This window comes from Pseudomonas sp. MT92 (assembly GCF_058792515.1).
Window position 1 is genome coordinate 274,935 of record NZ_JBXAFA010000006.1, and the last position, 25,559, is coordinate 300,493.

The window sequence follows — 25,559 nt, forward strand, 5'->3', positions numbered from 1 at the left end:
CCGCGATGGCGTCCACCCTGCCAACGCCGATCAAAGCGATCTGGCAATAATCTCCTTCATGATTTCATTGGTCCCGGCATAGATCCGCTGTACCCGCGCATCCGCCCACGCCCGGGCGATCGGGTATTCCCACATGAAGCCGTAACCGCCATGCAACTGCACGCACTCATCGAGGACCTTGCATTGCAGGTCAGTGCCCCAGTACTTGGCCATCGCAGCGGTTGGCACGTCGAGCCTGCCTTGCAGATGCAACTCCAGGCAGCGATCCACAAAAACTCGACCGATCTGGATCTCTGTCGCCATCTCCGCCAGTTTGAAGCGGGTGTTCTGGAAGTCTGCAATCGCCTTGCCGAACGCCTTGCGCTCGCGGGTGTACTCCAGCGTCCATTGCAGTGCCGCTTCGGCCGACGCGAGGCCGCCGATGGCCACGGTGAGGCGCTCCTGCGGCAATTCCTGCATCAGGTACGCAAACCCCATCCCGGCCTGGCCCAGCAGGTTTTCCTTGGGCACCCGCACGTCCTGAAAAAACAATTCCGAGGTGTCCTGGGCCTTCATGCCGACCTTTTCCAGGCGCTTGCCCTTTTCAAAGCCGGGCGTATTGGCTTCTACCAAGAACAGGCTGGTGCCTTTCGCGCCAGCCTTGGGATCGGTCTTGGCGACGACAATCACCAGATCGGCGAGAAAACCGTTGGTGATAAAGGTCTTCGAGCCGTTGATCACGTATTCGTCGCCGTCCAGCACCGCCGTGGTCTTGACGCCCTGGAGGTCGGAACCGGCGCCAGGTTCGGTCATGGCGATGGCGGTGACCAGCTCCCCGGAAACCAGTTTCGGCAGGTATTTGTGTTTCAACATTTCACTGCCGTAATGCAGGATGTAGGGCGCCACGATGTCCGAATGCAGGGAAAAACCGATGCCGGTCAAACCCAGGCGCCCCACCTCTTCGATCACCACCGCACTGTAGAGAAAGTCTGCGCCCAACCCGCCGTATTCCTCCGGCAGATGCGAGCACAGCATTCCCGCCTCCCCTGCCTTGTTCCAGAGTTGACGGTCGATGTAGCCCTGTTTTTCCCATTGTCCGTGGAACGGCACGGCCTCTTTTTCGAGGAACGTTCGCACACTGTCACGAAAAAGTTCGTGCTCGGAACTGAACAAGGTTCTGGGAATCATGCGGCACCTTTCTTGGTATTGGCAGGAATGAACCTTCAGAGACTAAGCCCCGCGTCCGATACAGGACACTGGACACATCCGACAAAAAATAAGACGATCCAGCCGTCTGGTGACCACTTTCCCCTATAAGAATAAAGTTGAATTATGTCTAACCAAGCCTCCACGCCCCTGCGGCGCGTCAGCATCCTGGCTATCGACCGGGTTTTCGCTTCCACCCTCATGCAAGCCAAGGATTTCTTCCACCTCGCCAGCCTGCGCTACGGCAAACAGCTGGGCCACGGCCTGACACCGGCGTTCGAAACACGCCTGGTCAGCCCCGACGGCCAGTCGGTCAACACGTTCAGTGATGTGAAGATCCCGGTAGACGGCGGCCTGGAAAATGCCGACATCATTGTCATTCCGGCCTTCTGGGACGATTTCGACACCCTGAGCAAACGTTATCCACAGGTCCTGCCCTGGCTGCGCCAGCAACATGCCCGTGGCGCGGTGCTCTGCGGCGAAGCGACCGGCGTGTTCTGGCTGGCCGAGGCCGGACTGCTAAACGGCAAGGAAGCGACCACCTACTGGCGCTTCTTCAATGCCTTCGCCGAACGCTTCCCGCAGGTCCAGCTCAACCAGGACAAACATCTGACCGACGCTGACAACCTGTACTGCGCCGGCGGCACCACATCGGCGTGTGATCTCTATATCTATCTGATCGAGCGTTTCTGCGGCGCCAATGTGTCCCAGGCCGTGGCACGGGACATTCTTTACGAAGTCCAGCGCAGCTACTCACCGGGTCGCATCGGCTTTGGCGGACAAAAGCTGCATCAAGACGTGATCATCCTGCAGATCCAGCATTGGCTCGAAGAACACTTTGCCGACAAGTTCCGCTTCGAAGATGTCGCCCGCGAACACGGCATGAGCATCCGCAACTTCATGCGCCGCTTCCAGACCGCCACCGGCGACAAGCCCCTGCACTACCTGCAACGCCTGCGCATCGAAACCGCCAAGGGCCTGCTGTCCGGGAGCCGCAAGAGCATCAAGACCATCAGCTACGAAGTCGGCTACGACGATGCGAGCTTCTTCGCCCGCCTGTTCCGCCAGCACACGGACCTGTCGCCGAACCAGTATCGGCAGCAGTTTCAGCAGGCGGCGTAATTGGATAAAAAAGGGTCTGCATTGCAGACCCTTTTTTCATTGAACATTCATTGCCTACAAAAAAAGCGGAAAGCGGAGCACCTCAGCACCCGACTTGGCTGATATACGCTACGCGCTCAAAACTTCAACGTCGTCCCTGCAAAAAACATCAGTACTGTCAGGGAAGATCACAATGACTATAGGTTCAAGCTACAACTACCCTTCATTCGCAGCCAAGCAAACCACTCGAACAAAGCGCTCGACTGACAACAAATGGGCTGCCCGCTTTCCCAATCCACCAGACTTGTGTTTCGACTATCGATCACTGGTTGAACAGGCAAACGGAATAGCGAAGGCTACTTCCCTCGATCACCGAATTTGCATCATCGGTGCAGGCGTAACCGGACTAACCGCCGCCCGTGAACTGTATCGCTGCGGTTTCACCAATATCACCCTCATAGAACAATCCCGCCGCATAGGGGGCAGGCACTTAACCATCCCGGGAAGCCCTAACTCCACAGAAAGTCATACTCCCTTTGAACTAGGGGCAATGCGCATGCCCTTTTTCAACCGGGCAGACGAGCCACCAACAGATGGCAGGTCTCTAATGGCTTACTACGCCAAGGCGTTTGAGTTGTCGTTTTCAGACTTTGCCAATCCTGGAAGTCAGTGGGTTCGCTCGACCGGCATCTATCTCAGAGAAGGTAGCGTGGGCAACAGCGGGACGCCGCAGATGTTGATTTGGAAAAATGCCGATGGCTTGACCCCACCTCCCGGCGAATATCTGCAGAAGGTCTATGCCAAGTGGAAGGATTTCGCCGATCGCATGACAAAACATGTTGCAGAAATTTACGCCAGTCAAAAATGGGAAAGCATGTGGGCTGCAATCGTTAAAAAGTACGAGAGCGTCTCATTTCGCGATCTGGTCAGTATGCCGGCCCTGACAACCTGGGATGAACGTTCGCCCGGTGACTTTGGCGGAATGGGAATGTCCGCAGAAGAATCCGCGATTTTCTATGCGATCGGCATCGGTGACGGGAGCTGGGGAGCCTTTTATGACGTCTGCTGCCTTTATCCTCTGCGAACTGCCATTTTTGGGTTTAGCAGTCAGTTGCAACTGATCCACGGTCGGGTAAACGCTGCTGGAGACCCACTAGCCTCACCCTACCTCCACAGCAGCGCAGTTTCTGACTCGGCGGGATTGAGCTTCGATGCCCCGCGCTACATCGGACTCGCCGCTTTGGACGAATCTCTGATGTTCCTGAAAACCGCCGAAACCGGAAAATCCGTTTATGAACACAGTCTCGAAAGAAGCAATGGCCTCCTCACAGATTCGTCCGTTACAAAACTAAAAAAACTGACTAATCAGAAGATACGCGTCTACTTCAACTGGAAACACAGTCAGGCCGAGCAAACCCAGGAGCGCTTCGAAGACTTTGATTCGGTCATCATGACCCTACCGTCTTGGTTAATAGAGACTCGAATCGAACTGAAAAACTTCACTCAGGAGATGCTGCCATTCGAGATAATCAACGCCTACAAAACGGCACACTGGGAAACCAGCTGTAAAGTCTATGCACCGTTGAAAAAATCATTTCTTTCGAAAAACCACAAAATTCCGCAAACCATCGTTACCGATAGTTTTATCCATGATGTCTATACCTATCGCTACAACGACAACTACAGCTATGACTGCATTCTCCTGAGTTATACATGGGAGGATGACGCAACAAAACTTGCCTACTTCTCCGACAAGGAATTGGTTGCCACGTGCGCCAAAGAGCTTGATCGCATCCTTATGAACGCCACCAATATTCAGGAGAAAATTTCCCCTTACATCGGCATTGAGCAGGCAGTGGTTCAGCGCTGGATAACTGACAAAAACGCCTTGGGATGTGCAAAGCTCTACCGGCCCGGGACCTATTACGATGCCGTGAGCCTGATGAAGTACAACAGGGACTTTGCGCGAACTTCAGGCCTGTATTTTTCTGGTGAGTCATTTTCAGTCGACGCTGGCTGGACGGAACCTTGCTTTCGGACGGCTGTTGATGCGGTTATTCACATCTGTGACAAAACCGCAGCCATTTTCAATGGCGGTTTTTCCATGAGTGACTATCCACACTACAAACTCAAAACCTGATCCCCCCCGTTCAGAGCCATGCAGGTCTGGCATGGCTCTGCTTTTCCCCCTGACCAGGCCGACGAACACAAACGCCTCGCTCATACATCTTCGGATAAAGGCTACAGCCATACCGGAAGCATCCGACTTACGCCAGCTGGCTTTTGGACTCTTATAAACACGCAATTAAACAGCGTGAATAAAAATAAAAAGAGGTCACCCGAAATGAGCGAGCCAACAAGCCCCGTTCGTGTAGCAGTCGTGCAATTCGATCCACAAGTCGGTATCGAGAATTGTGATGCAAATCTGCGTCGCAGCCAGGAATTGGCGTTGGAGGCGGTAACCGGCGGTGCGAACCTCATCGTTCTGCCTGAGCTATCCAGCACCGGCTATTTCTTCAGCAATAGGCAGGATGCCTTTGAACATGCGCAGCTGATTCCCGGCGGGCCAAGCGCACAACTCTGGATCGACTTCGCCTCCGAGCACAATGTGTACCTCGTAGCCGGCTTGGCCGAGCGCGACGGCATGCAGCTCTTTAACACCGCAATGCTGGTCGGCCCTGGCGGCTTTATCGGCAAGTATCGAAAAGCCCATTTATGGAATCTGGAGAAACTCTGGTTCACACCGGGCGATCTCGGTTTTCCGGTTTTTGATACACCCATTGGCCGTATCGGAATGTTGATCTGTTGGGATATCTGGTTCCCCGAGGTGCCGCGCATTCTGAGCCAACAGGGCGCCGACATCATCTGCAGTCTCAACAACTGGGTCTGGACACCTCCGCCGCTGTTCGATGATGCCGGCAAGTGCATGGCGTCGTACCTCACGATGACAGCAGCCCACGTCAACAATGTGTTTATTGCAGCTGCCAGCCGAATCGGTGAAGAACGAGGTGCCCGCTACTTGGGCTGCTCACTGATTGCCGGGACCAATGGTTGGCCGATTGGCGCGGTAGCATCGGCAGACCAGCAGGAAATCCTGTTTGCCGATATTGACCTGACAGCCTCTCGCAGCGCCCCTATTTGGAACAACCTGAACGACTTGCATCGTGATCGTCGAGCCGATCTCTACGATCAAATGCTCGGTTACACCCAACACCCATGCCTCCCGCGCTGATGAGGGGGACCTGACACATGGTAACCACAACCGATAAAAACCGGTCTGGCCCCAGATCACCATTTGATGTAGCCGTCCTCCTGCTGATGATCGGCACGACACTGCTGATTATCTGGCTTTCACTCACCTATCGTTCGTTCTGGTCCGCCCACTGGCCGAGTTACAGCGATATGGTATCGAGCCTTCCCCAGCCGAGTGCCTGGCTGCGCTGGCTGATGGGCGACATCAGCGAGGTGGCATTCTATAAACACGAATTCGCCTCAATAGGACTGTTGGCGGGCGCCTATCTCGCCTACTGGGCGAATCGAACGAGGAGATCGTGGCAAGGCTTCAGCATTTCTTATGGCACAGGGCTATGGCCGTGGCTGATCACCAGTTCGCTACTCGGGTTACTGCTGAGCAACGCTCTGTGGGGGTGGACAGTGACCACCACCAGCTGGCAACCGACATTTGTCGCGTTCGTTTCGCTACCAGCGGCTATGGTGCTGATGTTTGGCGGCGGCTGGAAGGTCACGATCAACGGCGCAATCATGGGTGCCGTATTCGTCACACCAATGTGCCTGCTGATCGTCAATTACGTGTGTAACCCGCTGGGGTTGCCGGCAGTGATCGGAAATGTTCTGGGGATGGCAGTCGCCAGTGTCATGGCATTTCTGCTCTGCCGCTACCGGCCGAGCCTGATGAAGTCCGAACACCCCAAGACACCGCCCTCCTCGCCCCCTGCACCCGCCACCAATTCCCCGGACTACGGGGTCATCTGGAGCATACGCCGGGTCCTGGCAGATTTTTCCGAAGCGCCATTTTTCGGTAACGAACTGGCTAGCCTCGGCTTGTTACTGGGGGTACTGCTAGCTTACACCATGAACCCGATGAGCCCGGCGTACGGTTCAGGCCTGTTGCTGCACATTATCGCTGCACAGGCGCTGACCTCGGCCATCGGCGTGCTGATCTGGCGTCGACAATGGAAGCTACACGGCTGGTATCCCACTTATGTTCCCCTGGTGTCAGTGGTGCCAGCCGCGATCCTGACCCATGGTGGCAGTTGGCTGGTGATCGGTTCAAGTGCATTGCTGGGGGCATTAATCGCACCGCCTCTGGCCAGTGCGATCACCAAGCGACTGCCGGCCGACATGCACGCTTACATCGGCAATGTCCTATCCATGGCCATCAGCACGGCGCTGATCGTGCCGCTGATCGGCGTTCTTATCGCGGAGTAAATGCTACCCACCTTTCGGCTGTATCCGTCTCGAACCGGGTACAGCCACTTCTCTTCCCGAACACGCGAGGTATCACATGGATCTGCCTGAACTTGCCATCGCGGCGCTCGGCGGCACGGTGAGCATGCAAGCCAGAAATGCCGGCGAGGGCGTTATCCCGACAGTCAGCGGCGCAACCCTGCTCGCCTCTGTACCAGAGTTGACGACATTGGCCAGGGTGTCAGTTGAAACGCTTGGATTGTTACCAAGCGCATCCTTAAGTTTCGAGTTTTTGCTGGGCGTCCTTTCCTGGGCGAAAGATCAGATTGCACAAGGCGTCAGTGGTGTTGTCATTACCCAAGGCACCGACACCCTCGAAGAAACCGCCCTATTTTTCGAGTACTTGTGGGACCACCAGGAACCATTGGTCCTGACAGGTGCCATGCGTTCGGCAAAGCAGGCGGGAGCCGAAGGACCGGCAAACCTGCTCGACGCTTGCCGAGTCGCATTGGCTGACAACAGTCGACAACGCGGCGTTCAGGTCGTCATGAACGGAGAGATTCATGAAGCGCGCTACGTACGAAAAACCGATTCACTGGCACTGCATGCGTTTTCCTCCCCGGTCTTTGGACCCGCAGGCTTGCTCGTCGAAGGCGTCGTTCGCTATCTACGGCAGCCAACGCCGCGCATGCTTTTGCCGCTGCCACAACACACCACACAAAACGTCGCGATGCTGGAAGCGTCGCTTTCTGCCGATACCCTGCTATTGGAAAACATTCTTGAACTGGGCTACGACGGGCTCGTGATCGCTGGTTTTGGAGCCGGACATGTCTCGGAGCATTGGGCCTGCGCCATTGAGCGCATCGCTCAAAGAATCCCTGTAATAGTCGCCACCCGTACCGGCTCCGGCTCCACCGCGCAATCGTCGTACGGCTTTATTGGCGGTGAGGTGGACTTGAGTCGCAAGGGTGCATTGATGGCCGGTTTTCTCTGCCCGCGCAAAGCCAGGATCCTGCTCTGGTTGCTCCTCGGCTCCCAGCGGGAAAATGAGCTGGCGCGCTACCTCAACAACACTGCATAAACCCTGCTTACTTCCGTGGGGAATCTCCAGCCGATAAAAAAGGGCCTGCATGTGCAGGCCCTTTTTGTATTCCGAAATACCCTACGGCTTGTGCGGACGCGACAGGAATTCGTGGGACTGCATTTCCAGCAGACGGCTGAGGGTGCGCTGAAACTCAAAGTTCAGGCGACCGCCGGTGTAGAGATCCTTGAGCTCGACTTCGGCGGAAATGATCAGTTTCACGTTACGGTCGTAGAACTCGTCGACCATGTTGATGAAGCGTCGGGCGATGTCGTCGGTGGTGACGCTCATCTGCTCGACACCGCTGAGCAACACAGCGTGGAAGATCTTGCCCAGTTCGATGTAGTCGTTCTGGCTGCGCGGGCCGTCGCACAGCTCCCGGAAGTCGAACCAGGCCACGTCATCGCAGGTGCGCAGGGCAAGGATTTCGCGGTTTTCGATCATCAACACGTCGTTCTCGATCGCTGCCGTGCACTCTGGCGTCAGCGCACGGAAGCTTTTGCGCAGGCTTTCGTGGGACGCTTCGTCGAGCGGAAAGTGGAACAGCTCCGCTTGTTCGAGGTGACGCAGACGGTAATCGACACCGCTGTCGACGTTGACGATCTCTGTGTTCTGCTTGATCAGCGCAATGGCCGGCAGGAAGCGCGCGCGCTGCAAGCCGTCCTTGTACAGGCCGTCCGGCACGATGTTCGAGGTCGCGACCAGGGTCACGCCATTCTTGAACAGCTCTTCCATCAGGGTGCCGAGAATCATGGCATCGGTGATGTCGGAAACGAAGAATTCATCGAAGCAGATCACCCGGGCTTCGGCGGCGAAACGCTTGGCGATGATGGTCAGCGGGTTTTTCTCGCCGCCCAGGGTCTTCATCTCTTCGTGCACGCGCTTCATGAAGCGGTGGAAGTGAGTGCGGGACTTTTCCTTGAACGGCAGCGCCTCGAAGAAGGTGTCGACCAGGTAAGTCTTGCCGCGACCCACGCCACCCCAGAAGTACAGGCCTTTGACCGGGGTCTGATCCTTCTTGCCAAACAGTTTGCCCAGCAGGCCCGGTTTGTTCTGCTCGGCTGCGACCAGATCGTCGTACAGGCGCTGCAAATGACGCACAGCCGTTTCCTGCGCAGCGTCATGGAAGAATTCCGGGCGTTTCAGATCAGCTTGATATCGTTCTAGGGGCGTCATAATTCGTTAGCAAGGCAACAAAAACGGGCCGTCACTGTAGCGATGGCCCGTGGGAATGGCAATCAGCCCTTGGTCGGGCCGTGCCGTTGATTATTCCTGAACCGGCGTCAGAGCGAGCCGCAATGCTTCGATTGCAGCATCGCGTGAAGCGCTGTCAGCGAAGGCAGGGCTCTGGGCGACACACTCGCCTTCCAGCCAGACGCTGAAGCTCAAGTCTTCATTGCGCACGTCCAGTGGCTGGCCCGATTGCAGTTGCTTGGTCACCTGGCCGGCGGTTTTACCGTCAGCGAAGTGGCGCGACAGCAGCAGTTGCTCGCCATCGGCCGCCAGCAGACGGAAGCGGAAACTGCCGTCGTCTTCACGGAAGCTGACAAAACGTGCAGCTTTTGCCGCTTTTTTCTTGGCGGTCGCTGCAACCTGGGTTTGGGCAACGAACGAACGCAGACCCACCGCCTCACGCAGTTCATTGAGGAACGGTGTCGCCACTGAGCGGGCCTTTTTCGCGCCGTGCTGCAGGATGTCTTCCAGGTCCGCCGGGCGCTCGATCAACTGGTGATAGCGTTCGCGCGACTCGCCCAATTCATTGTCCAGCAACTGGAACAGGCGATTCTTCGCCTCACCCCAACCCAGGCCCTGCAGCAGTTCGCTGCGGAACTCGTCGGATTGCGCCGGTGTGGCGAACGCCTGGAACAGTGTGAACAAGTGCGAATTGTCCGGATCCTTTGCTTCGCCCGGCGCGCGGGAGTCAGTGACGATCCGCGAAATCGCGTCCTTCATCTCTTTGGCGCTGCTGAACAACGGAATGGTGTTGTCGTAGCTTTTCGACATCTTGCGACCGTCGAGGCCTGGCAGCGTGGCAACGCTTTCCTCAATCAATGCCTCGGGCATGGTGAAGAACTCTTTGCCCTGGCCGAACAGGTGGTTGAAGCGCTGACCGATATCCCGGGCCATTTCCACGTGCTGGATCTGGTCGCGACCGACTGGCACCTTGTGTGCGTTGAACATCAGAATGTCCGCCGCCATCAGCACCGGGTAGCTGTACAGGCCCATGGTGATACCGGCGTCCGGGTCTTCGCCGGTCTCGACGTTCTTGTCCACCGATGCCTTGTAGGCGTGGGCACGGTTGAGCAGGCCCTTGGCGGCAACGCAGGTCAGCAGCCAGGTCAGTTCAGGGATTTCCGGGATGTCGGACTGGCGGTAGAAAGTCACGCGGTCCACATCCAGGCCACCGGCCAGCCAGGTCGCGGCGATTTCCAGACGCGAGCGCTGGATGCGCAGCGGGTCATCGCATTTGATCAGGGCGTGGTAGTCCGCCAGGAAGTAGAACGAATCGGCATTGCTGTCACGGCTGGCGAGGATCGCCGGGCGAATGGCGCCGGCGTAGTTGCCCAGGTGCGGCGTGCCGGTGGTGGTGATGCCGGTGAGGATACGGGTACGAGTCGTCATGGGTAATCGCTTGTCAGACTGCAATCATTTCGAAAGACGCGGCAGGATCAGATCCTTGAGATCGGTCAGCTTGCCATGAAAAAAGTGTCCGCATTCTGCCACTTTCAGCAGCTCATGGGGACGTTCGAGCTTGTCGGACCATTGGTAAACGAGGTGCGGATCGATGACTTCGTCGGTTTCCGGCTGAATCAGGGTCAGTTCGCCGTTCTGCGGCAGCTGATCCTGATCCCCCAGGCGCATGACCGCCGGCGCGACCATGAACAGATGCTTGAGACGCTCGCCCTGCGCTTCCAGGCGCCCGCCGAGACTGGCGGCGACAAAACCGCCGAAGGAAAAACCGAAGAGGTTCAGTGGCAAATCCGGGTGCCGGGCCCGAAACCACTTGGCCACGGCCTGGGCATCATCGACTTCGCCCGTGCCCATGTCGTGGGTGCCTTCGCTGGCACCGACGCCACGGTAGTTGAAACGCAGGGTAATCAAACCGGCATCGCGTGCGGTGCGCTGCAGGGTCGAGACCACTTTGTTGAGCATGGTGCCGCCCTGCACCGGGTTAGGATGGCAGATCAGCGCCAGGCCGCGCGGCTGTTCGTTATCCAGGTAAAGTGCTTCCAGTTGACCGACCGGGCCATCAATCACTACAGGGGTTTCACGCATAAGCAAGGAAGGAACTCCGTGACCTCGAATCGGGTCGACTCGTCTAGCAAATTGTCTGTCGCTGTCTATTGCGAGTGAATCGCGGTATACAGCGCAGGTTCGAGCCGTTAACGTAAAGCAAAGCCGTTTATAGAGGAAGGACTCGTGGAACACTCGCTCTTAGTTTGGTTGTTGCCGACTCTTGCCCTGGTTGTGGGTGTCGCCATTGGATTCCTGATCGCTCGCCTTGCGCCGAATGCCGCGCCTAGCAGCACGCAACGTCAGCTGGACGATATTCAGGAACGTTTCGACAGTTATCAGAATGAGGTGGTGACCCACTTCAACAGCACTGCAACACTGGTCAAAAAACTGACTCAGAGCTACCAGGAAGTGCAGGATCATCTCGCCGAAGGCGCCAACCGCCTGGCCTTGGACGAGCAGACCCGCCAACGCCTGCTGGCCTCCCTGCACGCCGACGCGGCGCAGGCTCCACGGGAACGCCTGACGCCGCCGCGCAATCAGGAACCACCGCGTGACTACGCGCCTAAAGCCCCGAACGCACCGGGCATGCTCGACGAGCATTACGGCCTGAAGAAGTAATCAGGTTTCAGGTATGAAAAAGCCCCCGGACGAGTGATCGTCCGAGGGCTTTTTTGTTTTTGAACGCTTCTTTGCCCGGCCTGCTCGCGATGGGGCCGCAATCAACGACAAAAAACCGCCCGATCTTTTCAGGATCGGGCGGCTCTTTCACGCCTGGGATTCAGTCAGACGATCAAGGGTATTGCTGGACGGTGCCTTGTTGCTGGCCGCCATACTGCTGACCCGGAATCGCCTTGAGGTTAACCTCGACACGGCGGTTCTGCGCACGGCCATTGACGTCGCCGTTGCTGGCAATCGGGTTATCCGGGCCGGCGCCACGGGCGCTCAGGTTGGCACCGCTGACGCCTTGCGACGTCAGGTAGGTCGCCACGCTCTGCGCACGACGCTGGGACAGGTCCATGTTGTGCTGACGGCTGCCGGTGCTATCGGTATAACCGACGATCTCGATCTGGTTCTGGTTGAACTCTTTCAGCGAGCCGGCCAGGTTGTTCAGTGGCTGGTAGAAGCTCGGAGCAATGTTCGCCGAATCGGTGGCGAACGTGATGTTACCCGGCATGATCAGTTTGATCTGATCGCCCTGGCGCTGCACTTCAACACCGGTATTGGCCATGCTGGCCCGCAGTTTTTTCTCCTGCTGGTCGGCGTAATAGCCATAACCGGCAGCGGAGGCACCGCCCAGCGCCGCGCCGATCAATGCCCCTTTGCCACGGTTATCGTGGTTGATGGCCGCACCCGCCACAGCACCTGCCAGAGCGCCGAGACCACCGTATTTGGCGGTTTTGCTCATACCCGTGGAGCCGCTATCCGCCTGACCCTGGCCGTCGTACGGGTTGGGCGAGGCACAACCGGACAACAGCGCCACGGCAGTAGCAACAATAATCAAACGACGCGTGGTGAACATGTAGAGCTCCTACTTTTACATTCTGTGGTGCAACGAACTTAAGCATCGAACCATTGCGGGCGTTGGATCGTCTCGCCGAGCAAAAATTCCGCCCGTTACAATTCAAACCCGAACAAAAGGATTCTCGCGCATTTCATCGCCGAGTCGGGTGTCGGGACCATGGCCGGCCACCACGATGGCTTCCTCGTCGAGGGTGTACAGACGCTGCTTGATCGAGCGCACGATAGTCGCCTGATCGCCGCCCCACAAATCCGTGCGCCCCACTCCGCGGCGAAACAGGGTATCGCCGGCAATCAACAGCTTCGCGTCGGAAAACCAGAAGCTCATGGACCCCGGCGTATGCCCGGGCGTGTGCAGCGCCACACCGCAACCGCAAGCCAGCTCTTCATCATCGGCCAGCCAACGGTCCGGTGATGGCACTGGCGTGTAGGGCACGCCGAACATCTGGCACTGCATCTCCAGATTGTCCCAGAGGAATTGATCTTCTTTGTGCAGGTGCAAGGTGGCGCCGGTTTTCTCCTTCAACTGACCGGAGGCCAGGAAGTGATCGAGATGCGCGTGAGTGTGAATGATGCTGACCACTTTGAGGCCCAATGCATCGAGCCGAGCCAGGATCAACTCATGGTTGCCTCCCGGGTCGACGACAATGGCCTTTTTCGTTACCCGATCGCCGATGATCGTGCAGTTGCACTGCAAAGGGCCGACGGGGAAGGTTTCTCGAATGAGGGTGGTTGGCGGGGACATCGCAGAGGGCTCAATCAACAGGGATGGGTAATGTTCGCACAAATCGGCGCCCGGCAATTTACCGCCCTGTGTAACTTTAGTTTCACCCTTAACCCAGCACCCCCAACTCCTTCGCCCGTGCAACCGCCTGCGTACGCCGCTCCACCCCGAGCTTGCTGTTGATGTGGCTGGCGTGGGTTTTGACCGTGTGCAGGGAAATAAACAGCTGATCACTGATTTCCTGGTTCGAACAGCCTTGGGCGATCAGGCGCAGCACAGACAGTTCCCGCGTACTGAGCTGTTCTGTCGCTGCGGTGGATTCCAGCGCCGGGCGGACCACGGGCGTCGGAAGTTTCTCGGCCAGGTCCTGGCAAACGGTCGTCGGCGCACAGAGTTGAAGCTGTCCACGCAGCCAGTCCGGGTGCTCGGCCAACAACCTGTCGAACGGTTGCAGCACGCCACCGGCAGCCGCCTCTAAGGCCTGTCCCAAGGCCTTTCGAGCCTCGGGTTCGTGCCCAGTGCTCAGCAACAACGAGGTGATTTGCGTCAGTGCCATCGTACTGAGCAATTGCCGACCGGTTTGCTGACCACGTTCGAGCAAAGCATTCAAACGCCCCTCGGCCAGCATCGGTTGGCCCTGAATAACCTCCAGCAAAGCTTGCTGCAGCTCGATGTGCAGTGGCAGTTGCGGGTGGAATTCAGGAGGCGCCGCCGGGTGTTCGCCGTTGTAGGTCTGACTCAATCTCGTCAGCCATGCTTCGGCCAGATCGGTGCGCCCCTGGGCCAGCCAGAGTTCGCATTTGACCAGCGTGATCATCGCCAGATAGTAGATGGGCGGCACGTCCCAAATGTGCATCAGCCGTTCGGCTTCGGCCAGCTCGGCAAAGGCCTTGGCAAACTCGCCAATGCTGCCTTCCAGCCGCGCGATCACGCAGTGGCCGATCAGCACGCTGATGTCGCGACAGGCACGTGCCTCGCTCAACCCGACCTGCAATCGCGCCTTCGCCGCTTGTGGTTGCAGGCGCTGCGCCAGCAGAAATCCTTCGTACAAGGCCAGTCTCGCGCGTACCGCATAAAGCCGTTGCGGAGATAAACCTTGCAGACGTTGCAACCCTTGACGGACTTCATCCAGTGAACGAAGGATTTCCCCGCGCGCCTGCAGCACTCGGGCGCGGTCGTAGTGAGCCAGCGCTTCGAACAACGGATTGCCAACCCGCTGTGCCAACTCCAGAGAATCCCGGTTCAACTCGCGTGCACGCCACAAGTCGCCATCGGCGATGGCGAGATTGGACAGGGTCGAGAGGCACATCAAACGCTGCCCGTAGCGTTTGCTCGGAAGGCTTTCCAGCGCCTCGCTGCAATAGAGCAGCGTGAGCTCGCGGTTGCCGCGCCCGCGAGCGATGATCCCGCTCAGTGCCAGCCACTGCGCCAGCATGGATTTCTGCGCCGTGGCCGACGGGGCCGGCAGGAAGCGGCTCAAATGGCTCGACAGCTCCTCGGCCGCATCCAGTTGACAGGCCAGCCCCAACGCCCAGCTGTAGAGGACGATCAGACGCGGCGTGCTGATCAGCAAGCTGTCGGGCAAGTCCATTTTCCAGCGCAGCAACATGCCGACGTTTTGCTCGGCCAGCAATTGCTCTTCGGAAAGGTTTTGTACCAGGTTCGCCGCCACATCCAGGTGTCCGGCGCGCAAGGCCTGCTCCACCGCTTCGTCGAGCAGACCCTGGGCATTGAACCAGCGACAGGCACGCAGGTGCAGGCTCGCGGCCGGCACCACTGGCTGTGCGGTAGGCCGCGTGCGCAGCAGATCGGAGAACAGATGGTGATAACGAAACCAGTGGCCGTGTTCGTCCAGTGGCACCAGAAAAACCTGGTGTGCCGCCAGAAAACGCAGGATCTCGGCGCTGTCATGCGCGTCGCGAATGGCGTCGCAGAGCTCACTGCAAAAACGCTCCTGGGGCGCCGTGTCGTAAAGGAACGACTGAACCTCGGCGGGCAGGCAATCGATCACTTCTTCAAGCAGGTAATCGCGGATCAGTCCCTCTCCGCCGTGCAGCGCCTGAGGCAATGCTCCTTGGCTGCCGGCCTCCGAGGCCGCCAGCAACCAGAAGCGCAACCCGGCTACCCAACCTTCGCTGCGCTGGATCAGGCTCTCCAGGGCCTCACCGCGCAATGAACTGCTGTGCCGGTCGAGCAAGGTCAAGGCTTCGTCGTGGGTCAGGCGCAAGTCCTGTTCATTCAGCTCAAGCAGTTGCCGCGACAAGCGCAGCCGCGCCAGATGCCAGTCAGGGCGCTGGCGACTGGTGACCATGACCAGCAAGCCGTCGGGCAAATGGTTGAGGAAAAACTGCAGGCAGCGATCAAGCACCGGCCCCTGGGCCAGATGATAGTCATCGAGCACGAGTAACAGCGGCGTCGCTGTCGAAAGGTGCACCGCCAGCTCGTCGAGCAAGCCGTCCAGCCATTCCTCGAAAGCAAACGGCTGATGCCGCTGGCGCATCTTCAACAGCCCCAGGGACTGCCTGCCCAGTTGTGGAAAATAGTCCTGAAGGCCTTCGAGCAAGCGTTCGAGGAATCGACCCGGATCACTGTCTCGCGGGCTCAATCCCAGCCAAAGGCTTTGCCAATGGGCCGGCAGCGACTGACAGAACTCCACCGCCAACGAACTTTTTCCGAACCCTGCCGGTGCACTGACCAGTAACAGCCGACCATTGAGCCCGGCACTCAGACGCTCGCAAAGACGAGGCCGCAGCACATGGCCGTCGGGCAAGGGTGGCCGGAAAAAACGCCCGGCCAGCGTGGCGACGGCAACGCTTGCAGGACCTGGTGGTGGGGACAGATCAGTCATGGCCGGCTCTTGTTTGAATTGCGGATGGCGGCGTTGCAGATGTCCGCAGACTAGCGGTAAACGAAGTGGTTATGAAGGTTGTTGCTACAAATGACTACAAAAAGTCTACGAACAAAAGATCACAGCCTCGTTTCACTCCATGGCGCCGACGTTGAAATGAGGCCGCCAGCTTTATCAACGCACAAAAAAAACGCCCCGAACCAGTCGGGGCGTTTCTAGAGGATGCGGCCTCTGTTCAGTGCACGTTAGCGAACACCATCCTGACGCAACGCTGCCGGGGTGAAGTCACTGGTGGTGGCCGTGAAGCCGAAGTCGTACGCAGACTTTTCTTCGTTTTTCATGCCCAATGCCAGGTAACGGCCCGATTGCAGGTCGTACAAGGCTTCCAGCGCATACCACGGTACTTGCTTGTCGTAGTAGTTCTCGGCATGAGCCTCGGCGACACGCCACAGTTGGTTACGACCGTCGTAGTGATCGATCACCGCTGCTTGCCAGGTGTCTTCGTCGATGTAGAAGTCACGCTTGGCATAGATATGGCGCTGACCTTCCTTCAAGGTGGCGACCACATGCCAGACGCGGCGCAGCTCGTAACGCGCCAGGTCCTGGTTGATGTGACCGGCCTTGATGATGTCGGTGTACTTCAGATTCGGGTCGTCGAGCTTGTAGGCGTCGGAGGCGATGTACATCTCTTTCTTGCCTTCGAGTTTCCAGTCGTAACGATCCGGCGCACCGTTGTACATGTCCAGGTTGTCGGAGGTACGCAGGCCATCGGCTGCGGTACCCGGCCCGTCATAGGACACTTGCGGCGCACGACGCACACGGCGCTGGCCGGCGTTGTAGACCCAGGCCGAACGCGGCTCCTTAACCTGGTCGAGGGTTTCGTGAACCAGCAGCACACCACCGGCCAGACGTGCCGGAGCGGTCACTTTCTGCTTGAAGTAGAACAGGATGTTGCCCGGGTTTTTCGGGTCGTAGTCCTTCATCTTGTCGCGGAACACGAACTGGTCCTGGAAGTACACCAGGCTGAACGAGCCGTTTGGCTGCGGCGTAGCCTGGGTGACCAGGCGGGTTACGCTGCCGCCGCGATAGCGGGTGATGTGGTTCCAGATGACTTCAACGCCGCTTTTCGGAATCGGGAACGGCACTGCGGTTTCGAAGTTTTCCAGACCGTTGCCGCCGGATACCAGATTGGTATTGGTGGCGTTGCGCTTGATGGCGGCGAACACGTCATCCGGCACGGTAGCGCCACGATGGGACGGGTAAACCGGCATCTTGAAGGTTTCCGGGTAACGCTTGAACATCGCGTACTGGCCCGGGGCGAGCTTGTCCTTGTACTGCTCGACGTTCTGCGCCGTGATGATGAACAGCGGTTTTTCGCTGGCGTACGGATTGGACAGGAAACCTTTGCTGTCGACGGAACCGGCGTTCTTCGGCATGGGTTTCCAGGCCGGGATCGAACCGTCGGCGTTACCCGCCATTTCGGCCCCCATGGGGGTCAGGCTCTTGCCCAGTTTGTCCGCCTCGGCTGCCGGGACCGCCGCCATGACACTGGTCGCCAGCAGCGAAAGCCCCAGAACACCGGCGTGGAACAGACTCTTTGTTATTTTCATATGTGCGTTCGTCCTGAAAATACAGTGCTTAGAAGTTCACGCCGAAGCTGAGCGCAACGAAGTCGCGGTCATCCACGGTGGTGTACTTGCCATCGAAGAAGTTGGTGTAAGCCAGGCTCGCGGTGTAGGTGTTCTGGTACTCGGCGTCCAGACCCAGGCTGACCGCTTTGCGACCTTCCTCGAAGTTGCCGCCAGGGCCAGGGGAGTAACCGCTCACGTCATGAGACCAGGCGACGTTGGGCTTGAGGTTCACGCCGGCGAAAACGTCGTTGTATTCCCAGATGGCCCGGCCGCGATAACCCCAGGAAGTGGCGGTAGTGAAGCCATCATCGTTGCAGTTACGGCTGCGGTTGTTGGTTGCAGCACCTGGACCTGCACCGTTGATGGTGCTGGTGTTGAGCGCCACGCAGGTGTTCTGGCCGCCGGTGGCAGGCAGCTCGCCAGGCCCGTAGACCGGATCACGGCCGTAGCGGACGTCGGAGGTGCTTTCCAGGCCGCCGACGTGGGTCACGCCCACTTCACCGACCAGGGTCAGACGGCTGGCGCCCATGACCTGATCGAAGAAGTGCGTCAGGGTGGTCTGGAACTGGGTGATTTCCTTACGGCGATAGCCGTGCAGATCCGTGCCCGGTGGTGCGGAAAGCAGCGAAGCGTTGGTCAGCGCGCCGCCCAAAGGACGTACGCCGGCGAACAGGATGTCGGTGGAGTTGAGCTGCACCGGTGCGTTCGGACGGTAGCTGACTTCACCGCTCCACGCCGTACCGGTAGGCAGGGTGGTGGAGAAGCTCAAGCCGTACAGGCGAATGTCTTCCGGGTATTCGACGAAGTAGCTCGAGTTACCCGCGACAATCAGCGGCGCCAGTGCTTGCAACTGCGCCGGCAGCGCCCTGACCCCGGCAAAGGTCGACGCAGGAGCACCGGTGGCGCTGAAGATCGGCGCACGGCTGTGGTAGTTCATGAAATAGGCACCGAATTCGGTGTCTAGCGGATCGAACATGTACTTGAAGGACGCGCCCCATTGGCCGCTGTCCCGTGCATCGCGGTCGCCGGCACGACGCACCAGCACACCTTCGTTGTCGACGTCGACGCCCAGTCGGGTCAGCGTAGGCAAGGCTGCGGCCGGAATGGTCGAACGTTTGTTCAGCACACGCAGGTTGTTGTCGCAGCCGTCGGCAATGATGTCCGGCTGAGAGAAGAAGGTGCCGCAGTTGTCAACGACGGTCTGGTCCCATTCCAGCTGGTAGAACGCTTCGGCCGACAGGTTTTCGGTGAGGCTCTGGGACACGTAGAACATGTTGACCGGGATCAGGCCTTCCTTGATCTCGGCACCCGGACGACGGAACGCGGACACGTCGATCGGGTTGATGGAGTTGATGCCGCCGCCGATGAAGGTACTTTCACCCCAGCTCACCACCTGCTTGCCCAGACGCACGGAACCTGGCTGATCGGCAATCGAATAGTTGTGATAAACGAAGGCATCGAGGATCTCGCCACCAGCAGACTTGGCGCCTTCCTTGCGATTGTCGTCGCTGATGTCCTTGAACGGACGGCTTTCGTCCTTGAGCTCAAAGTCGTACCAGTATTTGCCACGGACGAAGACACCGGTATCGCCGTACTTCAGTTCCAGGTCATGGATGCCCTTGAAAATCTTCGAGAAGGTTTCCCCGCTCTTGAAGTTCAGGTGACCGTCATCGGAAGTCTGGGACAGGCCATGGCCGCCGTTGTTGACGCCGATGAGGTTTTTGTTCGGCTGCTGGGTAGACCAACTGGCACCAACGGACAGGGACGAGTCGAACTGGCCTTCGATTTCACCAACGTTGAAACTGACGCCGAATGCTGGCCCGGCGAGCGTAGAGGCAAGACTGACGGCCAGAGGCAGTTTCGCCCGGCGCCAGAACTGATTTACTGATGTCATCGACGCTACTCCATGTGCATTTTATTGTTATGGCAGTGAGCACTTCTAAAAACGTTGTGGATGACGGGGAGCCAAGGCATCCCGAAGTCATTCCAAAATTGCATCGCCCCGTTTTGTGCGTTTGCTCCGTTCTTAAAAATCCTTGAGCGGACTATAGCCAGCAGGTAGTAGTGCTTGATCCCTCTAAAGTGTGATTTGCACCTGTCAGCCACTCTGGAACAGTCCTTTTGCCAGACCGACGCCCGTCGGCAGGGCAAGGATGGCTTAATTTTCTGATTTGACAAGCCAAGCGCTTGCTTGGTGGGGCCGGCGTGCCCTTGTGGGCACGCCGGAGCACGCTTAAAGCGTGGAAAGGAAGGTACTGTTGTTGGCTTGCCATTCGGTGATATCGACGCGAATTCGCTTCTTGTCGAGCTTGCCGACGCTGGTCTTGGGAATTTCAGTAACAAGAGCGATCTGACTCGGGATCGCCCACTTGCTCAGGTGCCCCAGTTCCACGAACGGTTTGAGGTGTTCCTTGAGTTCCCGGGCATCGATAACATGGCCTTCGCGGACCACCAGCAAGGCAAACGGCCGCTCGCCCCACTGCGGATCGGCAATGCCCACCACTGCTACTTCGCGTACCGCCACATGGCGACTGATCAGGTCTTCCAGGTCCAGGGAGGACACCCACTCGCCGCCGGTCTTGATCACGTCCTTGATGCGGTCGCGAATGTCGATCACGCCCATGCCGTCCAGGGTCGCCACGTCACCGGTGTGCAGCCAGCCCCCAGCCCAGAGCTCGGCGCCCTTCTGCGGCTCTTTGAAATACCCCTCGGTCAGCCACGGCGCACGCAGCACCAGCTCGCCCTGGGTCTCGCCATCGGCGGGCAGGAAATTGCCCTCGGTGTCGACGATCGCCGCTTCCACCAGTGGCCCCGGCACGCCAGCCTTGATCCGGTAGGTGGTGCGCTCGTCTTCGGTGCCGGCCATCAACTCGTCGTTGAGGTGCGCGCAGGAGATCAGCGGCCCGGTTTCCGACATGCCATAAGCGGCCGTCAACTGAATGCCCTTGGCCTTCGCCGCTTCGTACAGGGCACGATTGAGTGCACTGCCGCCGATGACGATTTTCCAGCCAGCGAAATCGGTGTTTTGCGCTGCCTTGGCATTGAGGACCATTTGCAGGATGGTCGGCACACAATGAGAGAAAGAGACCTTTTCCTTGCGCCACAGCTCCACCAGAAACTCCGGGTCATAGCGCCCGGGATAAACCTGCTTGAGCCCGAGCATGGTTGCCACATAGGGCAGGCCCCAGGCATGCACATGGAACATCGGCGTGATCGGCATGTACACGTCGTTGGTGCCCAGCAGGCGCACGCTGTCGATCGCGCCCATGATGGTCGACACGCCCATGGTGTGCAGCACCAGTTGTCGATGGCTGAAGTAAACGCCTTTGGGATTACCGGTGGTACCGGTGGTGTAGAAAGTCGTTGCGACCGAGTTTTCGTCGAAATCCTGGAAGTCGTAGTGCGGGCTCGCGGCCGCCAGCAGTTGCTCGTACTCGCCGACCAGGTTCGGCAGGTCGGCGGTCTTTTCCGGCAGGTCGGTCAGCAGCAGGGTTTTCTCGACCGTGGTCAGGTGCCCGGCAATCGCGTTGTACAGCCCCACGAACTCGCTGTTGACCAGTACAAACCGGTCCACGGCGTGGTTCATGGTGTAGAGGATCTGTTCCGGCGACAGGCGCACGTTGATGGTGTGGATGACCGCGCCGATCATCGGAATGGCAAACATGCATTCCAGATAACGATGGCTGTCCCAATCCATCACCGCCACGGTGTCCCCAGGCTTGACCCCGGCCTCTGTCAGCACATTGGCCAACCGAGCGACCCGTTCGATCAAGGTCGGATAGCTGTAGCGCAACTGGTCGCGGTAAACGATCTCGCGGGTTTTCTCATAGCGCGCGCCGGACATCAGCAGCCGTTTGATCAGCAGCGGATACTGGTAAGCGCCTTCGGCTGGGGGGATAACGCGAGTCTGCAACATAAGAATCCCTTTTCTGACTGCACGGTCGTGGCTGAAAGCAAGCACTCTAGTGCCCTTGATCGCCAGCCAAATCAGCCAAAGGAATGATTTGCAGAGCCGCACAAATGCTGGCGTTGCGCCAGCATTTGTCGGTATGCACAGGGCTCAGGCCGTTTGTCCTGCCAAAGCCTCCGAGGGCGTGCGCGGGAAGACCAGGGCCGCCACGAAGGTCAATGCCGCAATCGCCGCCAAAATCAGATAGAGCCCGACCAATCCCTGGACCGGTTCGACGTAAGAGATCAGAGGGATGGCGGTGGCGCTGGCGCCGAAAGACAGGCAGTAACGCAACGCAAAGACCCGTGACTGCCATTGAGGCGCAACGAAATTGGCAACCATCGCATCGTTGACCGTGACTTGGCCGAACACCACGAACATGAACGCCGCCCCCAACGCAATCACGCCCCAGCCTTCGCCATAGGCGAGTGCGTAGAGCAGCGGCGCCTGGCACATCGTCAGCACCACGAACGGCCACTTGAGACTGACGCGATGCAATACCCGGCCAATGCTCAACTGAGCCACGGCGCCAAAGGCATAAGCCAGGCTGACCACGACACCCAAGGTTTGCGGCGAAGCGAACAACTCGTGCAACCGCTCCTGGAACAGTTTCGGATAAGTCATCGTCGTCGCGTTGAACACCACGCCGCCGGTCGCCGTGGCCAATGCCAGCACGCCGAACACCAACGCCATGGAGATTCGCTGACCGCCCGCCCCTTTGAGCGGCGTGTGGGGACGCTTGGGGACGGGCTCCTCACGCACCTGCAAGGCGAACCCGACACCCAGTACCATCGCCACCACACCTGGCAGAATGAACGCCGCACGCCAGCCGAAGTGCGCCACCAGCAGCCCGGTGATCAGCGCTGAAAACGCCACGCCCAGGTTGCCCCACATGCCATTGATGCCGATCTCCCGGCCACGGTTTTGTGCGTAGGCCACCAGCATCGCGGTGCCCACCGGATGGTAGATCGCTGCAAAAATACCGATCAGCGTCAGACCCAGCACCAACATCGGCGCGCTGTGACTCAAGCCGGTAAAAATCGCTGAAGCGCCAATGCCGAAGAAAAAAACCAGCATCATTCGCCGTCGGCTCCAGTGATCCCCCAGCCAGCCGGCCGGCAAGGAACAAGCGCCAAAGGCGATGAATCCGCCCAGGGACAAGCCGATCAGTGCCGCGAAATCGAGGGCAAACGCCTGCGTCATGCCGAGCACCGCGGCGGGAAATATGAGCATGAACATGTGGTCGATCACATGGGCGGCATTGATGTAGCGGATTACGTTTCTGGACTGATTCATCGCGGCACGCTTTTACGTTGGAGTGAGCAACCTATGCTAAGTTGGCGAAAAAGCGCATTCCTGACAACAAAGTCATCGGATCTGACATGTTAATCAGCCATTTCCAGCACGGGCCGGTCAGTGCCTATCCGCGAGATTACGTGGATGGCGCACACCAGGAACTTCATCGACATCGCGAAGCGCAGTTACTGTATGCCGTGTGCGGGATGATGCGAGTGGTGACGGCGCAGGGTGCGTGGATCATTCCACCGACCCGCGCCGTGTGGATTCCGCCAGGGGTGGAACATGAGATTTTCATGTCCGGGGAGGTGCGCATGCGCTCGCTCTTCATCGACGCCGAACTGTCGCCGGCGAACCTGCAGCAGTGCTGTGTGCTGGCGGTCACGCCGCTGCTGCGCGAGCTGATCGTGCGGGCAGTGCAAGGCCCGCAGCACGCTGAAAATCCTCTGATTCAGCAACTGATGCTGCAAGAGCTGGCCAGCCTGGAAAACCTTGCGCTGCACATACCCATGCCCGAGGATCGGCGCTTGCAGAGCATCTGTCTGGCACTGCTGCAAAAACCTGATCACCTCAACACGCTGGAGGACTGGGCGCAGCAGGTCGGCGCCAGTTCACGCACGCTGGCACGACTGTTTCAGCAACAGCTCAAGATGACTTTCAATGACTGGCGCCAGCAACTGCGCTTGATGGAAGCCCTGCCCCGCCTGCTCGCCGGGGAAAGCGTGCAGAGCGTGGCGCAGGACCTGGGTTACGGCAGCGCCCGCGCGTTCAGCGCGATGTTCCGTCGTTTGCTGGGAGAAAATCCCCGGCAATACCTGAACACCCTGAACAAGCTGAGCGAACTCGGCGCCACGTAGGATCAGTGCATCTCGGTAAACGCGAGCTTCACACCGATTGCAATCAGTACGGCGCCCATGGTGCGGTCGAACCAGTGTCCCATGCGGGCAAAACCGGCGCGCACACGTTGCTGGCTGAACAGCATCGCCACCAGGCAGAACCAGGTCGCGGTCGCGGCGGCCAGGTAAATGCCGTAGCCGGCTTGCACCATCAGCGGTGTGTGAGGATTGATCACGACGGTGAACAGCGACAGGAAAAACAGCGTGGCTTTCGGATTGAGGCCATTGGTCACAAAGCCCGAAGTGAACGCGCCACGGGCCGTGCGTTCGCCCGCTTCCTTGTGCAGATCATCCGCCACCGGTTTGGCCGGTTGCGCCCGCAGGGCCTTGAAGCCGATGTAGAGCAAGTAAGCGGCAGCGGCCCATTTCAAGGCATTGAACAGCACGATCGACTGCGACACGATCAGGCCGATGCCCAGCAGCGAATAGCCGACGTGCAGGAAAATCGCGGTGCCGACACCGAGTGCCGTCCAGGTCCCGGCACGACGACCGTGGGTCACACTCTCACGCACCACCACGGCAAAGTCCGGGCCGGGGCTGGCCACGGCCAGCAGGTGAATCAGGGCAACGGTCAAGAACTCCGTCCAGTACATGAAGGCTCCTTTTTGGACAAGCGTAACTGGTTGTTTCATCTGGTAGGCTCGCAGATTACGCCTTCAGTTCATTGCACAAAAGGTACAGTTGATGACGAACATTCGCCGCGCCGTTTTCCTCGACCACCCGTCCCTGGATCTGGGCGACCTCGACCTCAGCCCGTTCCGCGATTGTTTCAGCGAGTTGCAGCTTTACCCCCAGACCCTGCCGGTTCAGGTGATCGAGCATCTCAAGGGCGCCACTGTCGCCATCACCAATAAAATCCAGATCGACGCCGCCGCCATGGCCGCCAGCCCCGAGCTGAAGCTGATCCTCATCACGGCGACCGGTACCAACAACGTCGATCTCGCTGCCGCCCGCGCCCACGGGATTACCGTCTGCAACTGCCAGGGCTACGGCACGCCTTCGGTGGCCCAGCACACCCTCATGTTGCTGCTCAACCTGGCCACACGTCTGGCTGATTATCAGAAAGCTGTCGGTGAAGGCCGCTGGCAACAGGCCAAACAGTTCTGCCTGCTGGACTACCCGATCGTCGAACTGGAAGGCAAAACCCTCGGTTTGCTCGGTCACGGCGAACTCGGCGGCGCCGTCGCGCGCCTGGCCGAAGCCTTTGGCATGCGCGTGCTGTTGGGTCAGATTCCAGGCCGCCCTGCCCGCCCGGATCGCTTGCCGCTGGAAGAACTGCTGCCGCAGATCGACGCGCTGACCCTGCACTGCCCGCTCAACGAACACACCCGTCATTTCATCGGCGCCCGCGAACTGGCCTCGATGAAACCCGGCGCTTTCGTGGTCAACACCGCCCGTGGCGGCCTGATCGACGAGCAGGCGCTGGCCGATGCCTTGCGCAACGGCCATCTGGGCGGCGCCGCCACCGATGTTTTGAGCGTCGAACCGCCGACCCATGGCAATCCGCTGCTGGCCCACGACATCCCGCGACTGATCGTCACCCCGCATAACGCCTGGGGCAGTCGCGAAGCGCGGCAACGAATCGTGGGTCAAGTCACGGAAAACGCTCTGGCGTACTTCAGCGGTAAGGCGCTGCGGGTCGTCAGTTGATAAACTGCGGCACTT

At 58.8% G+C, this 25,559-nt stretch carries 20 protein-coding genes; 8 read left to right on the forward strand and 12 right to left on the reverse strand.

From position 1 onward, the window contains the following. Positions 1-30: 30 nt before the first annotated feature. Positions 31-1,167, reverse strand: a complete 1,137-nt coding sequence (locus tag AC1Q6D_RS13875; RefSeq protein ID WP_103406181.1) for an acyl-CoA dehydrogenase family protein — start codon at positions 1,165-1,167, stop codon at positions 31-33. A gap of 219 nt (positions 1,168-1,386) precedes the next feature. Here AC1Q6D_RS13875 and AC1Q6D_RS13880 point away from each other — a divergent pair, with 219 nt between their 5' ends. The 5 genes from AC1Q6D_RS13880 (at position 1,387) to AC1Q6D_RS13900 (ending at position 7,795) form a co-directional block, all read left to right on the forward strand. Further along, positions 1,387-2,307: a GlxA family transcriptional regulator gene (locus AC1Q6D_RS13880; protein WP_178083162.1), complete on the forward strand. Its 921-nt coding sequence runs from the start codon at positions 1,387-1,389 to the stop codon at positions 2,305-2,307. 172 nt (positions 2,308-2,479) lie between these two features. Beyond that, positions 2,480-4,426, forward strand: coding sequence for a flavin monoamine oxidase family protein (locus AC1Q6D_RS13885; protein ID WP_103406183.1), 1,947 nt, complete (start codon positions 2,480-2,482; stop codon positions 4,424-4,426). A gap of 204 nt (positions 4,427-4,630) precedes the next feature. Next, positions 4,631-5,518 (forward strand): nitrilase family protein, encoded by an 888-nt coding sequence (locus AC1Q6D_RS13890; protein WP_103406184.1) that lies wholly within the window; start codon positions 4,631-4,633, stop codon positions 5,516-5,518. 17 nt (positions 5,519-5,535) lie between these two features. Continuing rightward, positions 5,536-6,735, forward strand: coding sequence for a hypothetical protein (locus tag AC1Q6D_RS13895; RefSeq protein WP_492618472.1), 1,200 nt, complete (start codon positions 5,536-5,538; stop codon positions 6,733-6,735). 76 nt (positions 6,736-6,811) lie between these two features. Beyond that, positions 6,812-7,795 (forward strand): asparaginase, encoded by a 984-nt coding sequence (locus AC1Q6D_RS13900; protein ID WP_103405147.1) that lies wholly within the window; start codon positions 6,812-6,814, stop codon positions 7,793-7,795. Positions 7,796-7,876: 81 nt separating this feature from the next. Here AC1Q6D_RS13900 and zapE read toward each other — a convergent pair whose 3' ends face one another. The 3 genes from zapE to AC1Q6D_RS13915 all read right to left on the reverse strand — a co-directional run bounded on the left by zapE (position 7,877) and on the right by AC1Q6D_RS13915 (position 11,071). Next, positions 7,877-8,971 carry a cell division protein ZapE gene (gene zapE, locus AC1Q6D_RS13905; protein ID WP_103405146.1) on the reverse strand — a complete coding sequence of 365 codons (1,095 nt, stop codon included), beginning with the start codon at positions 8,969-8,971 and terminating at the stop codon, positions 7,877-7,879. 90 nt (positions 8,972-9,061) lie between these two features. Next, a complete protein-coding gene (locus AC1Q6D_RS13910) occupies positions 9,062-10,417 on the reverse strand; it encodes a tryptophan--tRNA ligase (protein WP_103405145.1) in 1,356 nt (451 codons plus the stop codon). 24 nt (positions 10,418-10,441) lie between these two features. Next, positions 10,442-11,071, reverse strand: a complete 630-nt coding sequence (locus AC1Q6D_RS13915; RefSeq protein WP_103405144.1) for an alpha/beta hydrolase — start codon at positions 11,069-11,071, stop codon at positions 10,442-10,444. Positions 11,072-11,215: 144 nt separating this feature from the next. On the opposite strand from AC1Q6D_RS13915, the gene AC1Q6D_RS13920 reads away from it, so the two are divergent. Continuing rightward, the gene (locus AC1Q6D_RS13920) at positions 11,216-11,650 is read left to right on the forward strand and encodes a Z-ring associated ZapG family protein (RefSeq protein WP_047533043.1); all 435 of its coding nucleotides are present in this window, start codon (positions 11,216-11,218) and stop codon (positions 11,648-11,650) included. A 172-nt stretch (positions 11,651-11,822) separates the two neighbouring features. On the opposite strand, the gene AC1Q6D_RS13925 is transcribed toward AC1Q6D_RS13920, so the two are convergent. From AC1Q6D_RS13925 to AC1Q6D_RS13955, 7 genes are all read right to left on the reverse strand, one after another. Next, positions 11,823-12,551 carry a YiaD family glycine zipper/OmpA-like lipoprotein gene (locus AC1Q6D_RS13925; RefSeq protein ID WP_047533045.1) on the reverse strand — a complete coding sequence of 243 codons (729 nt, stop codon included), beginning with the start codon at positions 12,549-12,551 and terminating at the stop codon, positions 11,823-11,825. 102 nt (positions 12,552-12,653) lie between these two features. Beyond that, complete coding sequence (locus AC1Q6D_RS13930) at positions 12,654-13,295, reverse strand: MBL fold metallo-hydrolase (RefSeq protein WP_103405143.1); 642 nt, start codon at positions 13,293-13,295, stop codon at positions 12,654-12,656. An 88-nt stretch (positions 13,296-13,383) separates the two neighbouring features. Further along, positions 13,384-16,122, reverse strand: a complete 2,739-nt coding sequence (locus AC1Q6D_RS13935) for a winged helix-turn-helix domain-containing protein (protein ID WP_103405142.1) — start codon at positions 16,120-16,122, stop codon at positions 13,384-13,386. A 245-nt stretch (positions 16,123-16,367) separates the two neighbouring features. Next, positions 16,368-17,732, reverse strand: a complete 1,365-nt coding sequence (locus AC1Q6D_RS13940) for a DUF1329 domain-containing protein (RefSeq protein ID WP_047533054.1) — start codon at positions 17,730-17,732, stop codon at positions 16,368-16,370. Between the two features lie 28 nt (positions 17,733-17,760). Beyond that, on the reverse strand, positions 17,761-19,647 hold the full coding sequence (locus AC1Q6D_RS13945) for a DUF1302 domain-containing protein (protein ID WP_103405141.1): 1,887 nt from the start codon (positions 19,645-19,647) through the stop codon (positions 17,761-17,763). A gap of 339 nt (positions 19,648-19,986) precedes the next feature. Continuing rightward, complete coding sequence (locus AC1Q6D_RS13950; RefSeq protein ID WP_103405140.1) at positions 19,987-21,669, reverse strand: fatty acid--CoA ligase; 1,683 nt, start codon at positions 21,667-21,669, stop codon at positions 19,987-19,989. A gap of 144 nt (positions 21,670-21,813) precedes the next feature. Continuing rightward, positions 21,814-22,998, reverse strand: coding sequence for an MFS transporter (locus tag AC1Q6D_RS13955; RefSeq protein WP_103405139.1), 1,185 nt, complete (start codon positions 22,996-22,998; stop codon positions 21,814-21,816). A gap of 86 nt (positions 22,999-23,084) precedes the next feature. Between AC1Q6D_RS13955 and AC1Q6D_RS13960 the strand changes: the two genes are divergently transcribed. Beyond that, positions 23,085-23,855, forward strand: coding sequence for an AraC family transcriptional regulator (locus tag AC1Q6D_RS13960; RefSeq protein ID WP_103405149.1), 771 nt, complete (start codon positions 23,085-23,087; stop codon positions 23,853-23,855). Positions 23,856-23,857: 2 nt separating this feature from the next. On the opposite strand, the gene AC1Q6D_RS13965 is transcribed toward AC1Q6D_RS13960, so the two are convergent. Further along, positions 23,858-24,487 carry a LysE family translocator gene (locus AC1Q6D_RS13965; RefSeq protein ID WP_090464985.1) on the reverse strand — a complete coding sequence of 210 codons (630 nt, stop codon included), beginning with the start codon at positions 24,485-24,487 and terminating at the stop codon, positions 23,858-23,860. A gap of 91 nt (positions 24,488-24,578) precedes the next feature. Here AC1Q6D_RS13965 and AC1Q6D_RS13970 point away from each other — a divergent pair, with 91 nt between their 5' ends. Next, entirely contained in the window at positions 24,579-25,544 is a 966-nt protein-coding gene (locus tag AC1Q6D_RS13970) for a 2-hydroxyacid dehydrogenase (RefSeq protein ID WP_103405138.1), read from the forward strand. Positions 25,545-25,559: the final 15 nt, after the last annotated feature.

What these genes read in the sequence shown, in the direction of transcription:
- AC1Q6D_RS13875 (WP_103406181.1), bottom strand. Translation starts at nt 1,167, where the DNA reads ATGATTCCCAGAACCTTGTTCAGTTCCGAGCACGAACTTTTTCGTGAC.
- AC1Q6D_RS13880 (WP_178083162.1), top strand. Translation starts at nt 1,387, where the DNA reads ATGCAAGCCAAGGATTTCTTCCACCTCGCCAGCCTGCGCTACGGCAAA.
- AC1Q6D_RS13885 (WP_103406183.1), top strand. Translation starts at nt 2,480, where the DNA reads ATGACTATAGGTTCAAGCTACAACTACCCTTCATTCGCAGCCAAGCAA.
- AC1Q6D_RS13890 (WP_103406184.1), top strand. Translation starts at nt 4,631, where the DNA reads ATGAGCGAGCCAACAAGCCCCGTTCGTGTAGCAGTCGTGCAATTCGAT.
- AC1Q6D_RS13895 (WP_492618472.1), top strand. Translation starts at nt 5,536, where the DNA reads ATGGTAACCACAACCGATAAAAACCGGTCTGGCCCCAGATCACCATTT.
- AC1Q6D_RS13900 (WP_103405147.1), top strand. Translation starts at nt 6,812, where the DNA reads ATGGATCTGCCTGAACTTGCCATCGCGGCGCTCGGCGGCACGGTGAGC.
- zapE (WP_103405146.1), bottom strand. Translation starts at nt 8,971, where the DNA reads ATGACGCCCCTAGAACGATATCAAGCTGATCTGAAACGCCCGGAATTC.
- AC1Q6D_RS13910 (WP_103405145.1), bottom strand. Translation starts at nt 10,417, where the DNA reads ATGACGACTCGTACCCGTATCCTCACCGGCATCACCACCACCGGCACG.
- AC1Q6D_RS13915 (WP_103405144.1), bottom strand. Translation starts at nt 11,071, where the DNA reads ATGCGTGAAACCCCTGTAGTGATTGATGGCCCGGTCGGTCAACTGGAA.
- AC1Q6D_RS13925 (WP_047533045.1), bottom strand. Translation starts at nt 12,551, where the DNA reads ATGTTCACCACGCGTCGTTTGATTATTGTTGCTACTGCCGTGGCGCTG.
- AC1Q6D_RS13930 (WP_103405143.1), bottom strand. Translation starts at nt 13,295, where the DNA reads ATGTCCCCGCCAACCACCCTCATTCGAGAAACCTTCCCCGTCGGCCCT.
- AC1Q6D_RS13935 (WP_103405142.1), bottom strand. Translation starts at nt 16,122, where the DNA reads ATGACTGATCTGTCCCCACCACCAGGTCCTGCAAGCGTTGCCGTCGCC.
- AC1Q6D_RS13940 (WP_047533054.1), bottom strand. Translation starts at nt 17,732, where the DNA reads ATGAAAATAACAAAGAGTCTGTTCCACGCCGGTGTTCTGGGGCTTTCG.
- AC1Q6D_RS13945 (WP_103405141.1), bottom strand. Translation starts at nt 19,647, where the DNA reads ATGACATCAGTAAATCAGTTCTGGCGCCGGGCGAAACTGCCTCTGGCC.
- AC1Q6D_RS13950 (WP_103405140.1), bottom strand. Translation starts at nt 21,669, where the DNA reads ATGTTGCAGACTCGCGTTATCCCCCCAGCCGAAGGCGCTTACCAGTAT.
- AC1Q6D_RS13955 (WP_103405139.1), bottom strand. Translation starts at nt 22,998, where the DNA reads ATGAATCAGTCCAGAAACGTAATCCGCTACATCAATGCCGCCCATGTG.
- AC1Q6D_RS13960 (WP_103405149.1), top strand. Translation starts at nt 23,085, where the DNA reads ATGTTAATCAGCCATTTCCAGCACGGGCCGGTCAGTGCCTATCCGCGA.
- AC1Q6D_RS13965 (WP_090464985.1), bottom strand. Translation starts at nt 24,487, where the DNA reads ATGTACTGGACGGAGTTCTTGACCGTTGCCCTGATTCACCTGCTGGCC.
- AC1Q6D_RS13970 (WP_103405138.1), top strand. Translation starts at nt 24,579, where the DNA reads ATGACGAACATTCGCCGCGCCGTTTTCCTCGACCACCCGTCCCTGGAT.